This is a genomic window from Arthrobacter sp. J156 (assembly GCF_056172865.1).
This window is the reverse complement of record NZ_CM149650.1, coordinates 1,945,488-1,959,939: the sequence shown is the minus strand read 5'-3', so window position 1 is coordinate 1,959,939 and position 14,452 is coordinate 1,945,488. Positions and strand designations below refer to the sequence as shown.

General features: G+C 72.9%; 11 protein-coding genes. 6 read left to right on the top strand and 5 right to left on the bottom strand.

What is annotated here, in order from left to right; genetic code table 11:
* Positions 1–60: 60 nt before the first annotated feature.
* From AC0QR5_RS08890 to menD, 3 genes are all read left to right on the top strand, one after another.
* The gene (locus AC0QR5_RS08890) at positions 61–1,083 is read left to right on the top strand and encodes an o-succinylbenzoate synthase (protein ID WP_329861558.1); all 1,023 of its coding nucleotides are present in this window, start codon (positions 61–63) and stop codon (positions 1,081–1,083) included.
* A gap of 59 nt (positions 1,084–1,142) precedes the next feature.
* Positions 1,143–3,311 carry a PhoX family protein gene (locus tag AC0QR5_RS08885; RefSeq protein WP_329861556.1) on the top strand — a complete coding sequence of 723 codons (2,169 nt, stop codon included), beginning with the start codon at positions 1,143–1,145 and terminating at the stop codon, positions 3,309–3,311.
* Between the two features lie 180 nt (positions 3,312–3,491).
* A complete protein-coding gene (gene menD / locus AC0QR5_RS08880; protein WP_475372458.1) occupies positions 3,492–5,429 on the top strand; it encodes a 2-succinyl-5-enolpyruvyl-6-hydroxy-3-cyclohexene-1-carboxylic-acid synthase in 1,938 nt (645 codons plus the stop codon).
* Here menD and AC0QR5_RS08875 read toward each other — a convergent pair.
* The 5 genes from AC0QR5_RS08875 to AC0QR5_RS08855 all read right to left on the bottom strand — a co-directional run bounded on the left by AC0QR5_RS08875 (position 5,426) and on the right by AC0QR5_RS08855 (position 11,074).
* Complete coding sequence (locus tag AC0QR5_RS08875; protein WP_329861593.1) at positions 5,426–7,048, bottom strand: beta-galactosidase; 1,623 nt, start codon at positions 7,046–7,048, stop codon at positions 5,426–5,428. The two genes, menD and AC0QR5_RS08875, sit on opposite strands and share 4 nt — an antisense overlap.
* Positions 7,049–7,061: 13 nt before the next feature.
* Positions 7,062–7,838, bottom strand: a complete 777-nt coding sequence (locus AC0QR5_RS08870; protein ID WP_329861554.1) for an amino acid ABC transporter ATP-binding protein — start codon at positions 7,836–7,838, stop codon at positions 7,062–7,064.
* 11 nt (positions 7,839–7,849) lie between these two features.
* Positions 7,850–8,644 carry an amino acid ABC transporter permease gene (locus tag AC0QR5_RS08865; protein WP_329861552.1) on the bottom strand — a complete coding sequence of 265 codons (795 nt, stop codon included), beginning with the start codon at positions 8,642–8,644 and terminating at the stop codon, positions 7,850–7,852.
* A 113-nt stretch (positions 8,645–8,757) separates the two neighbouring features.
* Positions 8,758–9,549, bottom strand: a complete 792-nt coding sequence (locus tag AC0QR5_RS08860) for an ABC transporter substrate-binding protein (protein WP_329861550.1) — start codon at positions 9,547–9,549, stop codon at positions 8,758–8,760.
* A gap of 172 nt (positions 9,550–9,721) precedes the next feature.
* A complete protein-coding gene (locus tag AC0QR5_RS08855) occupies positions 9,722–11,074 on the bottom strand; it encodes an isochorismate synthase (RefSeq protein WP_329861549.1) in 1,353 nt (450 codons plus the stop codon).
* A 70-nt stretch (positions 11,075–11,144) separates the two neighbouring features.
* Here AC0QR5_RS08855 and AC0QR5_RS08850 point away from each other — a divergent pair, with 70 nt between their 5' ends.
* From AC0QR5_RS08850 to AC0QR5_RS08840, 3 genes are read left to right on the top strand one after another with little or no spacing between them, the layout of a single operon-like run.
* Positions 11,145–11,915: a demethylmenaquinone methyltransferase gene (locus AC0QR5_RS08850; protein ID WP_329861548.1), complete on the top strand. Its 771-nt coding sequence runs from the start codon at positions 11,145–11,147 to the stop codon at positions 11,913–11,915.
* 19 nt (positions 11,916–11,934) lie between these two features.
* Complete coding sequence (locus AC0QR5_RS08845; RefSeq protein WP_329861547.1) at positions 11,935–13,263, top strand: geranylgeranyl reductase family protein; 1,329 nt, start codon at positions 11,935–11,937, stop codon at positions 13,261–13,263.
* Complete coding sequence (locus AC0QR5_RS08840; protein WP_329861545.1) at positions 13,260–14,357, top strand: polyprenyl synthetase family protein; 1,098 nt, start codon at positions 13,260–13,262, stop codon at positions 14,355–14,357. Before AC0QR5_RS08845 ends, AC0QR5_RS08840 begins: the two co-directional genes overlap by 4 nt.
* Positions 14,358–14,452: the final 95 nt, after the last annotated feature.

The following is a 14,452-nucleotide window of genomic DNA, read 5'->3' as shown; positions in this document are numbered from 1 at the left end:
GCCACCAGCGTCCCACACGAGGCTGTGGAAGCGCTGGAACGGCGGGCTACAGTGAAGCCCATGGCACCGATCCCCCCGCTCGAGGACGTCCTGGCCCGCGCCCACGTCGTGGCCCTGCCCCTGCGGGTGCGCTTCCGCGGCGTCGAGGTCCGCGAGGCCGTGCTCCTCGACGGACCCGCGGGCTGGGCGGAGTTCTCCCCGTTCACCGAATACGGCCACGCCGAGGCGGCCGCGTGGCTCGCGGCGGCCCTCGAGGCCGGATGGGAGGGCTTCCCGGCCCCCGTGCGGACGGAGGTCCCCGTCAACGCGACCGTGCCCGCGGTGGCCGTGCCCGGCGTCGAACGCGTCCTCTCCTCCTTCGACGCGGCGCACACGGTCAAGGTCAAGGTCGCCGAGGCGGGCCAGTCCCTGCAGGACGACGTCGGACGCGTCGCCGAGGTGCGCCGGCTCCTGCCGGGCGCGGCCCTGCGGATCGACGCGAACGCGGCCTGGAGCCACGAGGAGGCGCTCGCCGCGCTCGAGGCGCTCGCCCCCTACGGCCTGCAGTACGCGGAGCAGCCCGTCGCCGGGATCGACGGGCTCGCGCGGCTGCGGGAGGAGATGGCGCGCCGCGGCCTCGACGTGGGCATCGCGGCCGACGAGTCCGTGCGGAAGGAGGCGGATCCGCTCGCGGTGGCCCGGGCCGGCGCCGCGGACCTGATCGTCGTCAAGGTGCCCCCGCTCGGCGGGATCCGGCGGGCGCTCGCCGTCGTGGAACAGGCGGGGCTGCCCGCCGTCGTCTCCTCGGCGCTCGACACCTCCGTGGGCACGCGGGCCGGCGCGGCCCTCGCCGCCGCCCTGCCCACGCTGCCGTACGCGTGCGGGCTCGGGACCGTCTCGCTGTTCGCGGCCGACGTCGCCGCCGAACCCTACACGGCGCGCGGCGGCGTCCTCGACCTGCGCACCGTCGATGCGGACCCGGAGCTCCTGGAGCGCCATGCCGCCCCCGCCGGGCGCACCGCGTGGTGGCTGAACAGGTTACGCCGCTGCCATGAATTGTTGGTGAAGGAAGCGGCCCCCGGGAGTTCACCGCCAGGGCACTGAGCCGTTCGACGCCGCTGGCAGTGTGGCCCCCGGGGGAAACCACCAACCAGGAGGACACCATGCCAAGCGACCTGAAGCTCCTACCGATGTCCGGCCACACGCGGGGCAACCGTTCCGCGGCGACCTGCCACTTCAAGTGCGGCAACGCCTGCGCGAAGGACGTCTGCAACACCAGCGGAAACAGCTACTTCCGGGACGTCGTCGACGTCGCCCTGTCCCGCCGTGCCCTCCTGGGCGCCGGCGCGGTGGCCGCGTCCGCCGTCGTCATCGGGACCGAGCTGGCGTCCGCCCCGGAGGCCGCCGCGGACTTCGGGGGCTTCGGCCAGGGCCGGGGAAGGCTCGGCTTCACGGCCATCGCGCCGGTCGAGCGGACCGTCGACACCGTGACCGTGCCGAAGGGCTACGACTGGGCCCCCGTGATCCGCTGGGGCGATCCGCTCTTCAAGCGCACCCCGGACTTCGACGTCAACCGCCAGTCCGCCGCCGCGCAGGCCGGACAGTTCGGCTACAACAACGACTACCTGAACATCCTCGCGGACCGCTCCGGCCGCGCCGGCGTGCTCGTGTGCAACCACGAGTACACCAATGAGGAGATCATGTTCGACGCCGACTGGGCCGCCGCGAACCCGGACGAGGTCCGGCGCATCGCGATCGCCGCCCACGGCTTCTCGGTGGTCGAGGTCGTGCGGAAGAAGGCGGGCGCCCCGTGGTCCTACGTGCGCGGGGGCCGGCGCAACCGCCGCATCACGGGCAGCACGCCGTTCCGCGTCGACGGACCCGCCGCGGGCTCGGAACTGCTGCGCACCGCGGCCGACCCGAGCGGGCGCCGCGTCCTGGGCACCCTGAACAACTGCGCCGGCGGCACGACGCCGTGGGGCACCGTGCTGTCCGGCGAGGAGAACTTCAACCAGTACTTCCAGGGCACGGGCAGCGCGTCCGATGCCCGCTACGGGATCTCCGCCGGTGCCACCGAGCGCGGCTGGGAGCACGTCGACCCGCGCTTCTCGGCGCAGAACCCGGGCTTCGAGAACGAGGTCAACCGCTTCGGCTGGATCGTGGAGATCGACCCGCAGGATCCCACCTCGACGCCCGTGAAGCACACGGCGCTCGGCCGTTTCAAGCACGAGGGCGCGAACATCCGGATCGCCCGCGACGGCCGCGTCGTGGCGTACTCGGGGGACGACGAGCGCTTCGACTACGTCTACAAGTTCATCTCGAAGGGCAAGTACAAGCCGGGCAACAAGCGGCACAACATGACGCTGCTCTCCGAGGGCGACCTCTACGTGGCCCGCTTCACGGGGGATTCCCCGGCGGCGGAGATCGACGGCGGGGCCGGCGTCCCGTCCGACGGCGCCTTCGACGGCTCGGGACGGTGGCTTCCGCTCGTGGTCAACGGCCGGTCCAAGGTGCCCGGCATGGGCGTGGAGGAGGTCCTCGTCTACACGCGGCTCGCCGCCGACCAGATCGGGGCGACCAAGATGGACCGCCCGGAGGACGTCGAGCCGAACCCGGTGACCGGCAGGCTCTACATCGCGCTGACCAACAACACGGGCCGCGGCGTCGGCGCGAACGCGCCCGTGGACGAGGCCAATCCGCGCACGGCCAACCGGGACGGCCACGTGATCGAGCTGACCGAGCGGCGCAACGACGCCGCCTCGCTCGACTTCGCCTGGAACATCCTGTTCGTGGCCGGCGACCCGGCCAAGGACCCGACGACGTACTTCTCCGGGTACCCGCGCGGGAAGGTCTCGCCGATCTCCTGCCCGGACAACCTGGCCTTCGATTCGAAGGGCAACCTCTGGATCTCGACCGACGGACAGCCCGGGACGATCGGCTATTGCGACGCCCTGCACAAGGTCACCCTCGAGGGACGCGGGCGCGGACGGGTCGAGCAGTTCCTGGCCGTGCCGGCCGGCGCGGAGACGTGCGGGCCGGTCATCCACGATCAGGACGACTCCGTGTTCGTCGCGGTCCAGCACCCGGGCGAGGGCGGGACGTTCGCCGAGCCGTATTCGCTCTTCCCGGACTTCGCCGAGTCCCCGGATGCGGTCCGCCGCGGCGACGCCTACGCCCCGCGCCCCTCCGTGGTCCAGGTCTTCAGCACGCGCGATTCCGGCGGGAAGGGCAAGGGCCGGCCGAAGGACCGGCGGAAGCGCCGGGACGTCGACCGCGGACGCTCCCGCACGGGCCGCGGCCACGGCAACGGCAAGGACAACGGCCGCAGCTGACGCCAAACCCGCCCGCCCCACCTCACTCGCCCGCCCCACCTCACTCGCCCGCCCCGCCCGACCGCAACACAACCCACGGAACTGCTGTTCCCAGCGCTGGGACCGACGATTCCCTGGAGGGTGTTGCGCCAGGGGCGGGGCGTGGCGGGCGCGGAGGGCGCCGGGGAGGACGAGCCTAGGATGGACGGCATGAGCACAGCAGCAGAGAACCCGGTCCCCGCCGGGCACACGGGCCCGACGTCGATCGAGACGGCCCGCCGCGTCCTGGCCGGGCTGCACGACGCCGGCCTGCGGCACCTCGTGCTCAGCCCCGGCTCGCGCAGCGCCCCGCTCGCCTATGCCGCCGCGGAGGCCGAGGCCGCCGGCCGGCTCGTGCTCCACGTGCGCATCGACGAGCGCGACGCGGCCTTCACGGCCCTCGGCCTCGCCCTCGCCACGGGCCGGCCCGCCGCGGTCGGCACGACGTCCGGCACCGCGGCCGGCGAACTGCTGCCGGCCGTCATGGAGGCCCACCACGCCGGGGTCCCGCTCGTGGTCCTCACGGCGGACCGCCCGGAGGAGCTGCGCGGTACGGGCGCCAACCAGACCACCATCCAGCCCGGGCTCTTCGCGGCGTTCGTGCGGGCGGAGGCGTCGCTCGAGGCCGGCGAGGCCCCCGAGTCCGCGGTCCGCCGTGTGCTGCTCGCCGCGGACGGCATCGCCGAGCAGGCCGCCGGCGACGGAGCGTTCCAGCCCGCGGGCGTCGCGCTGCACACGACCGCGCGCGGCCCCGTCCACCTCAACCTCGCCTTCCGCGACCCCCTCGTCCCCGGGCCGGGGGACCGCCTCGCGCCCGGCTCCGGCGCGGCCCGGAGCCAGGACGACGCCGGGGCCGCGCCCGCCGTCGTCGCCCCGCCCCCCGTGGGGGCCGGGCCGGGAGGCGGGGAGCCGGCGTCGGATCACGGGCAGGCGCCCCGCCCCGGGGCAGCCGTGTCCGCGGAGGGGGATCCGGCGTCGGACCCGGCCGGCGGGAACCCGGACGGGGGCGGCGCGCCCGCGCTCGCCGAGCGCCGCACCGTCGTCGTCGCGGGGCACGGGGCGGGACCCGAGGCCGAGGCCTTCGCGCGCCGCCACGGGCTGCCGCTCCTGGCCGAGCCGAGCTCCAACGCCCGCTTCGGGCCGAACGCGATCGGCCCCTACCGCCTGCTGCTGCCCGTGCTCGCCGGGGCGATCGAGCGCGTCGTGGTGTTCGGGCGCCCGACGCTCAGCCGCCCCGTCGCCCGGCTGCTGGCCGGCTCCGCCCAGCAGAGCGCGCTCTACCTGCCCGAGCCCGCGGCCTGGTTCGAGCCCGGCCGGCGTCCCGAGCGCCTCATCGAGGACCCGGCCGACCTGGCGCTCTTCGCCGGCCGGGGAGCCGAGGGGTGGCTCGGGCTGTGGCAGGAGGCCGCCGCGGCCGCGCTGCGCGAGATGGACGCCGTGCTCGAGGACGCGCCGCTGAGCGGACCGGAACTGGCCCGCGGGGTCTGGGAGACCGCGCGGGGAACGCTCGTCCTGGGCTCTTCGAACCCCGTGCGCGACGCCGACCTGCTCGGCACGCCCGCCGCGGCTCCCGGGGCCCGCGTCCACGCCAACCGCGGCCTCGCCGGGATCGACGGGATGCTCGCGACGGCCACGGGGATCGCGCTCGCCACGGGCGGCCCGGCCACCGTCCTGCTGGGCGACGTGACGTTCGTGCACGACGCCGGCGGGCTGCTGATCGGCCGCGGGGAGCCCGAGCCGGAACTGGACATCGTGGTCCTCAACGACGCCGGGGGAGCGATCTTCTCGCTGCTCGAGCACGGCGGGGTCGGGGCCTCCGGGCGCTACGGCGACGCCGTCGAACGGCTGTTCGCGACCCCGCACGACGTCCGGATCGAGGGACTGGCCGCCGCATACGGGCTCGGCTACGAGAGGATCCAGACGCGGGCCGAGCTCGGGCGCGCCCTGCGCGGGCGCGGCGGGGCCGGGCCGCGGCGCCGGATCCTCGATGTGCGGATCGACCGCGCGGGGCTGCCCGCGCTCCACGAGCGCCTCGCGGAGGCGGCCCGCGCAGCCGCCGAAGCGGCGCTCGCCGCGCGGTCGGCCGAAGTGGCGGGCTAGGCTCCCGCCGGCTCGACCGCGCCGAGCCGCGCGGACTCCACGAGCGCCGGGGCCGGCCCGGCGGCGTCGAGCTCGAGCAGCACGACCTCGTTCCCACCGGCCCGGACCACGGGGGAGGGGACGTAGAGGGTCTCGTGCGGCCCGGCGTTCCAGTAGCGGCCCAGGCAGAAGCCGTTGACCCACGCGTAGCCCTTGCCCCAGCCCCAGGTGTCGAGGAAGGTGTCCGCGGGGGAATCCGCCGTGAAGTGGAAGGAATGGAAGGCGGCGGTGGCCGGCACGTCCCGGCCTGGGGCGGCGGACCCGCGGACGGCGTCCAGATCGGGCAGCTCCGGAAGCGGCAACGGCGTCATCGTCCAGCCGTGGACCTCCTGGCGCTCGTGCAGGACGGCGCCCGTGATGCCCTTGCGCTCGCCCGTCAGGCGGCCGTAGTTGACGCGGCCCATCGATTCGACGACGAGCTCGATCTCGAGCCCCTCCGCCGGCACGGCCAGCGGGTACGGCTCCTGGTCGTTGCGCTCGAACACGTGGGCGGGGACGCCGCCGACGAGCAGCTGGGCGCGGTCGGCGAGGCCGTCGATCGTCAGGTCGTACTCGCGCCGCGGCCCGGGCAGGGTGGAACGGTAGCGGACGATCCCGTGGTCGAGGCCGAGCTCCTCGAAGCCCAGGGGGTAGGGGGAGGCCACGGTCGCGGCGTGGCCGGTGGCCAGTCGGGGCCGCAGCGTGCCGGAGTCCACGGCGTCGAGCACGTCGGCGAGCGGCACCAGCGCGCCCGCCGGCGCCGTGGCGGCGGCCGGCAGGAGCGGTTCGTCGAAGTCCTCGAGCGCGGGGACCGCCCGGAAGCGCGCGATGACGTCGCGGAAGGCGTGGAACTTCCCAGTCGGCGCGCCGCGCTCGTCGAGGGCCGCGTCGTAGTCGTAGGAGGTGACGGTGGGCTCGTAGCGTCCGCCGGAAAGGGCCGCCGGGGGATCGTAGTTGGCTCCGGCGCCCGTGCCGAAATTGGTGCCGCCGTGGGCCATGTAGAAGTTCACGGATCCGCCGCGCGAACCGAAGTTCACGGTGGCCGCGGCGCCGTCGACCATCCCGCCCGTCAGCATGTGGTCCGCCGGGCCGTCGGAGGTGAACAGCGGGACGTCGACTCCCCTCGCCAGCAGGCCGTCGCGCAGATGCTCCAGGTAACGGGCGTCGCTGCCGAACGAGCCGTACTCGTTCTCGACCTGGACCATCGTGAAGGGGCCGCCGCGGCTGGCCAGGTGCGGCAGGATCCGCGGGATCAGCTCGTCGAACCAGGCGTCGACCGCCTCGAGGAAGGCGGGATCGGCGGTGCGGATCCGGATCCCCGGCTTCCCCGTCAGCCAGGACGGCAGGCCGCCGTTGTCCCATTCGGCGCAGATGTAGGGGCCGGGGCGGAAGACGACGCCGAGGCCCTCCTCGTGTGCCTCGCGGAGGAAGCGCTCGAGGTCGCCGAAGCCCGTGAAGTCGAACTCCCCTGGTCGTGGCTCGTGCAGGTTCCAGGCGACGTAGCTCTCGACGCTGTCGAGCCCCATGAGACGGAGCCAGTGAAGACGCGCGCGCCACTGCTCCGGATGCGTCCGGAAGTAGTGGAAGGCTCCGCTGATGATTCTGGGACCGGGACTACTCCCTGATGTCCACGTGGGTGGGGTCCAGGACGCGCTTGAGGAAGTCCTGCGTGCGGGGCTGCTGGGGGTTGCCGATGACCTCGGCCGCCGGCCCCTCCTCGACGACGACGCCGCCGTCCATGAACACCACGCGGTCTGCGACCTCGCGGGCGAACGCCATCTCGTGGGTGACCACGAGCATCGTCATGCCCTCCTTGGCGAGCCGGCGCATGATGGCCAGCACCTCGCCCACGGTCTCGGGGTCCAGCGCCGAGGTCGGCTCGTCGAAGAGCATCAGCTGCGGGTCCATGCTCAGGGCGCGGGCGATCGCGACGCGCTGCTGCTGTCCGCCGGAGAGCTGGTCCGGGTAGCGGGCGCCGAAGTCGCCGAGGCCGACGCCCTCCAGGTTCTTCCGGGCCGTGGCCTCCGCCTCCGCCTTGGGCCGCTTGAGGACCTTGACGGGGGAGACGGTGCAGTTCTGCAGCACGGTCAGGTGGGGGAAGAGGTTGAACTGCTGGAAGACCATGCCGACCTTCCGGCGCATGCCATCCAGGTCCACGTCCTCGCCCGTGGCCTCGAAGCCGCCGACGTGGATGGAGCCTCCGTTGGGCTGCTCGAGCAGGTTGACGCAGCGCAGCAGGGTGGATTTGCCGGAACCGGACGGGCCGATCAGGCACACCACCTCGCCCGGCTCCACGTTGAGGTCGATGCCCTTGAGCACCTCGTTGGAACCGTAGGACTTGTGCAGCCCGGTGATGGAGACGCCGGCCGCATGGGTGTGGGTCGTGGTCATGGTGGTCCTGCCTATCGCTTGGTGCGCGAGGAGCGCGCTTCGAACTTCCTGGCCAGCAGGCTCAGCGGGATGGTGATCACGAGGTACATCGCGCCCGCGACGACGAGCGGCGTGATGCCCGCGCCGAGGCTGGCGATCCCGTCGCGGCCGAACTTCGTGAGCTCGTACTGGCTCGCGAGCAGGCCCAGGACGTAGATGAGCGAGGTGTCCTTCGTGACCAGGATGATCTCGTTGGTCAGGGGCGGCAGGACGATCTTGAAGGCCTGCGGGATGATGATGGTCACCATGGCCCGCCACCCCGGCATGCCGAGCGAGCGCGCGGCCTCGTACTGCCCCTTGGGCACGGCCTGGAGGCCGGCGCGCAGCGTCTCCGCGATGTAGGCCGCGGCGACGAGGCCGAGGGAGACCATGACGACGACGGGGATGGGCCAGTTGGTGCCCGGGAAGGCGGCGGGGACGCCGAGGCCGAAGGTGATGAAGACGAGCAGGGCGGGGACGCCGCGGAAGAACTCGATGTACGCGGTGGCGATCCAGCGGTACGGGGCGAAGCTCGCCATCTTCATGAGCGCCAGGACCAGGCCCAGCGTGAGCCCGAAGGCGAAGGAGATGACGGTGTAGAAGATGGTGTTCTTCAGGCCGATCACGAAGATGTCCGGGAACATCGGGGCGATGCGGGGGAAGTTGAAGAACGACTCGCCGACGACCCTCCAGTTCATCGTGAAGGCCAGGACGGCGATCACGACGACGAAGACGCCGAGCTGGACCGCCTTGCTGGTGCGCTCGCGTTGACGGGTAGTCAGGGCCATGGGGTGAGCCTTTCGGTCAGGTCGGCGGCGCCCGGCGCCGTGCCGGTGCCGCCTGGGCCGAGGTGTCGCGCCGCCCGGCACCCGCGGGTGCCGGGCGGCGCCGGTGGTCGGGACTACTCGGTGGTCTCGCCGAACCAGGTGGTGCTGAACTCCTCGAGCGTGCCGTCGTCCGTGATGCGCGCCAGGGTCGCGTTCACGGACTCCAGCAGGGCCGTGTTGCCCTTCTTGATGGAAATGCCGAGCTGCTCGCCCGTGGCGAAGTCCTCGACGCGCTGGAACTGGGCGTCGTCCTTGATCTGGTAGGCCAGGACGGAGGCGTTGCCCAGGACGGCGTCGACGGTCCCGGCCTTGAGGGCCTGGACCTGCAGGCCCGCGTCCTCGAACTGCACGGCGTCGAGCCCGTTGTCCGCGGCGTGCTTGGCGCCCGTCGTGGCGGACTGGACACCGACCTTCTTGCCCTTGGCGGACTCGAGGTCGGTGATGCCGGAGCCGTCCTTGGCGATGAGGGTCAGGTCGTCGTCCATGTAGGGATCGGAGAAGTCCATGTTGGCCTTGCGCTCCTCGGTGATCGAGATCGAGGAGATGGAGAGGTCGCACTTGCTCAGCGAGAGGCCGGACTGGATGCCCTCGAAGGAGTCGTCGATGACGTCGAGCTCGGCGTCGAGGTCCTTGGCGACCTCGGCGATGATGTCCATGTCGAAGCCGACGTTCTCGCCGGCGCGGACGAACTCGAACGGCTCGTAGGGGATGTCCGAGCACACGGTGAGCTTGCCGGCGTTCAGGAGCGTGACGCCGCCCTCGCCGGTCGCGGCCGGCTCGTCGGCGCCTCCGCCGCAAGCCGTCAGGGAGAGGCCGGCGATGGCGGCGACGGCCAGGGCCCGGGTGAAGCGGGGAGTGATCTGCATGGAAATCGTCTGTCCTTCGTGGGGATGGAACGGATCAAGGCTGTAACAGCAGGGCAATTCTAGCCGGTGCGCAGCACCCGCTTGAGATGTTCGTCACAGGCTACAGGGGTGGTCTAATAGTAAACAACTGTTTCACGACGGCCCGGGCCCGCGTCCGGACCGGCCGCGGAGCTCAGAGGTCGAGGGCCTCCCGCATCGGGCGCATCTTCGCCCACGACTCGGCGAGCTCGGCGTCCGGGTCCGAGGCCTCCACGACGCCGCAGCCCGCGTACAGGCGCACGGTCCTCGGGTCCTCGACCACGCCACCGCGCAGGGCGATCCCGAACTCGCCGTTGCCGCGCGCGTCGACCCATCCCACGGGACCGGCGTAGGGGCCGCGGTCCATGCCCTCGAGCTCCCGGATCAGCGCCCCCGCGGCCTTCGTGGGCGTCCCGCACACCGCCGCAGTCGGATGCAGCACCTCGGCGAGGTCGAGCGCCGACGGCGAGGCCCCGGCGTCGTCCCGGCGCAAGTGCGCCTCGACGTCGGAAGCCAGGTGCCAGACGTTCGGCAGCTGGAGGACGAACGGCTCGACCGGGGCGTCCATGCCGTCCACAAGCGGGCCGAGCTGCGCCGTCAGTGAATCGATCGCGAGCCGGTGCTCGTGGCGCTGCTTCTCGTCCCCGGCCAGCATCCGGAGCGCGTAGCCCGGGTCCGCCGGCGCGCCCGCCCGGTCCAGCGTCCCGGCCAGCACGCGCGCGCGGGCCGTGTCGCCCTCCACCTTGACCAGCATCTCCGGCGTCGACCCGATGACGCCGTCCACCGAATACGTCCAGCAGTCCGCGTAGCGCAGCGCCAGCTCGCGCAGCACCTGGGCCACGGCGATCGGCGCGTCGAGCTCCGCCACCGCGTCACGGGCCAGGACGAGCTTGGTCAGCCGCCCCGCGGCGATCGCCGCGACGCCCGCCGCCACGTGCTCCTTGTATGCCGCCTCCGAGACCTGGCCCGGCACGAGCCGCCCGCCGCCGGAGGAGAACTCGCGCTCCTCGGAGACGTCGTCGAGCAGCACCGCGAGGCGCTCCTCGGCGGCCTGGACGGACAGCTCGGCGTCCGCGTCCGCCGTCGTCAGGGTCAGCCAGCTCACATCGTCCCGGCGGCCGACGACGATCTCGGGAACCACGAGCCGCGAGGCGCGCGAGCTCGTGAAGGAGAAGGCGAAGGAGGCGAAGGCCACGGGACCCGCGCCCGGGAGGCCGAGTCCGTCCTCGACGGAGGCGGCGGCGGAGGCGGCCGCCCACCAGGCGCGGGCCCGCGCGAAGCGCTCCGGCCCGGAGGACGTGAAGCGGGCCGCCTCGCCGAAGCCCACCATCCCGTCACCGCGGCGGCCCCAGACCAGGGAATCGTCCCGGACCACGTAGTCCAGGAGACCGTGATCGGCCATCGCGGGGCGGCGGAACGTGAGGCTCCGCAACGTCGGGACGGCGACCGGCGGCGCCGTCGCAGGCAGGGCCGACGGCAGGGGAGGACCCGGGAAATCAGTCGTCATGGTGCCACCAGCCTACTCCGCGGCGGAGGGGCTTTTCCCGTCGGGGCAGGAGTTTGAGACAATGGCAGGCGTGAGCCGAGCATCGCTGCAGAAGCGCCCCGAAGAAGTCCAAGCCATGTTCGACGACGTCGCGCCACGCTACGACGTCGTCAACGACATCCTGTCGGTCGGGCAGACCCGCCGCTGGAGGCGGATCGTGGTGGACGCCGTCGGGGCCGAGCCCGGACAGAAGGTGCTCGACCTCGCGGCCGGCACCGGGACCTCGTCCGAGCCCTACGCCGACGCCGGCGTGCACGTCGTCGCCTGCGACTTCTCCCTCGGCATGCTGCAGGTTGGCAAGCGCCGCCGCCCCGACATCGACTTCGTCGCCGGGGACGCGACCGCCCTGCCCTTCGCGGACGAGACGTTCGACGCCGCGACCATCAGCTTCGGCCTGCGCAACGTCAACGACCCGCAGCAGGCCCTGCGCGAGATGCTCCGCGTGACCAAGCCCGGCGGGACGCTCGTGATCGCCGAGTTCTCCCACCCGACCTTCGCCCCCTGGCGCACCGTCTACACCGAGTACCTCATGCGCGCCCTGCCGACGATCGCGACCAAGGTCGCCTCCAACCCCGCCGCCTACGTCTACCTCGCCGAGTCCATCCGCGCCTGGCCGGACCAGGACCACCTCGCCGCGTGGATCGACGAGGCCGGCTGGGACGAGTGCCGGTACCGCAACCTGTCCGGAGGCATCGTCGCCGTGCACCGCGCCGTCAAGCCCCTCGATGCGGGCGCCGACGCCGAGCGCCGCGAACAGGCCTCCGCCTACCTGCGCCGCAACGCCTCGCGCCGCGTCCACTGACCGGAGTTGAACGACTGACGTGTCTGTCCTGATTGTCGGCGCGGGCCCCGCCGGGTCCACCGCCGCACGCCACCTCGCCCAGACCGGGATCGAGGTCACCGTCCTCGAGAAGACCGCCTTCCCCCGGGAAAAGGTCTGCGGCGACGGGCTCACGCCCCGCGCCGTCCGCGAAATGCGGCTCCTCGGCCTGCCCCACGAGCCCGCCGACGGGTGGCGGCGCAACCGCGGCCTGCGGCTCGTCGCCGGTGGCCGCACGCTCGAACTGCCGTGGCCCGAGCTCGGCGACTTCCCCGACTACGGGCTCATCCGCACCCGCTACGGCTTCGACGAGGCCCTCGCCCGGCACGCCGAGGCCGGCGGCGCCACGCTCCTCGAGCGGCACTCCGTCACCGAGGCCCTCCGCGACGCCACCGGACGGGTCACCGGGGCCCGCGCTGCGGTGCTCGACGAACGCGGCCGGAAGACGGGCCAGACGCGGGACTTCCACGCCGACGTCGTCCTCGCCGCCGACGGCAATTCGACGCGCACCGCGCTCAGCCTCGGCTACGAGAAGCGGGACGACCGCCCGCTCGGCGTCGCCTACCGCACCTACTTCACCTCCCCGCGCCACGAGGACGACTGGATGGAGGGCTGGCTCGAGCTGCCCGACCGCAACGGCAACCCGCTGCCCGGCTACGGCTGGGTCTTCGGCGTCGGCGACGGAACGTCCAACGTGGGACTGGGCATCCTGAACTCCTCCCAGCAATTCGGCAAGCTCGACTACCGGCAGGTCCTGCGCGACTGGACCGCCGGCATGCCCGCCGAATGGGGCTTCACCGAGGAGAACCAGGTCGGGCAGATCCGCGGCGCCGCCCTGCCCATGGGCTTCAACCGCACCCCGCACTACTCGCCCGGCCTGCTCCTGCTCGGCGACGCCGCCGGCATGGTCTCGCCCTTCAACGGCGAAGGCATCAGCTACGCGATGGAGTCCGCGCGCTACGCCGCCGAGCTCATCGCCGAGGCGCACTCCGGCAACCGCGGCACCACGCAGGCCGCCCGCGACGAGCTCTACGCCTCCTACGCGGCGCTCGTACGCGGAAAGTGGGGGAGCCACTTCACGCTCGGACGCGTCTTCGCCCGCCTCATCGGCAACCCCGCCATCATGAAGCTCGCCCTCCGCACTGGCATGAGCGTGCCCGTCCTGATGCGCTTCGTGGTGCGGATGCTGGCCAATCTGACGGACGAAGACGGCCGCGGGTTTGAGGATAGAGTGATCCATGTACTGGAACGCCTGGCCCCTCCCACCAGCAATCAGAAGGCGCCACGAGGCCACCGAGAGCCCCCGACGACAAGTAAGCCGACACCGTGACTGAATCGCAGAGCAACTGGACCACCGCAGGCCACGGAGTGCCGGAGTCGGTCGACCTGAACCTCGAGACCGCGGCGCTGGCCGCCGGCATCAAGCTGCCGCCCGGCTTCCGCGCCGTCGCCGAGGACCCTGCGTTCGGCCCGGCGATCTCCGAGGGCATGGCCCGCGTCGAGAAGCTCCTCCGCGACGCCGTCGCGAACTCCGATCCGCTCATCGACGCCACGAGCCGCCACCTCGTCGAGGCCGGCGGCAAGCGGATCCGACCGCTCTTGGTCATCCTCGCCTCCCTCCTCGGCGACGGCGTCACGCCCGAGGTCGTCAAGGCCGCCGCCGTGTGCGAACTGACCCACCTGGCGACGCTCTACCACGACGACGTCATGGACTCCGCGCCCTACCGCCGTGGGGCGCCCACGGCCCACGAGGTCTGGGGCAATTCCGTGGCCATCCTCGCCGGGGACCTGATCTTCGCGCGGGCCTCCATCATCGGGGCCGAGCTGGGCCCGGAGGCCGTGCGGATCCAGTCGCGCACCTTCGAGCGGCTCTGCCTGGGCCAGCTGCAGGAGACCATCGGCCCGCGCGACGGCAACGACCCCGTGGAGCACTACCTGCAGGTCATCGCCGACAAGACCGCCTCGCTCCTGGCCACAGCCGGCGTCTTCGGCGCCCTCTTCGGCGGCGCGCCGGAGCTGCGCGAGGTCCTGCGGGACTACGGCGAGAAGGTCGGCGTCGCGTTCCAGCTGGCCGACGACGTCATCGACGTCACCGGCGCGCAGGTGCGCTCGGGCAAGACGCCGGGCACCGACCTGCGCGAGGGCGTGCCGACGCTTCCCGTGTTGCTCCTGCGGGCCGACGCCGAGCGCGGGGACGCCTCCGCGGCGGCGGTGCTCGAGCTCGTCGACGGCGACCTCGCCTCGGACGAGGCGCTCGCGGAGGCGGTCGCGGCGCTCGCGGCGCACCCCGTGACCAACCGCGCCTGGGCCGTCGCCCGCGAGTGGTCCGACGCCGCCCGCGCCGCGCTCGATCCCGTGCCGGACGGGCCCGTCAAGGCCTCGCTCGCGGCCTTCGCCGACGCCGTGGTGACGCGCGAAGCCTAGCCGGGCCCCGCCGTCGTCCCCTCCCCAGCGCACTTTAAGCTTCACGTGATCGCCGGCGCCCACGTCAGGGCGCTCCCGGCGCGCGAAACGTGCGC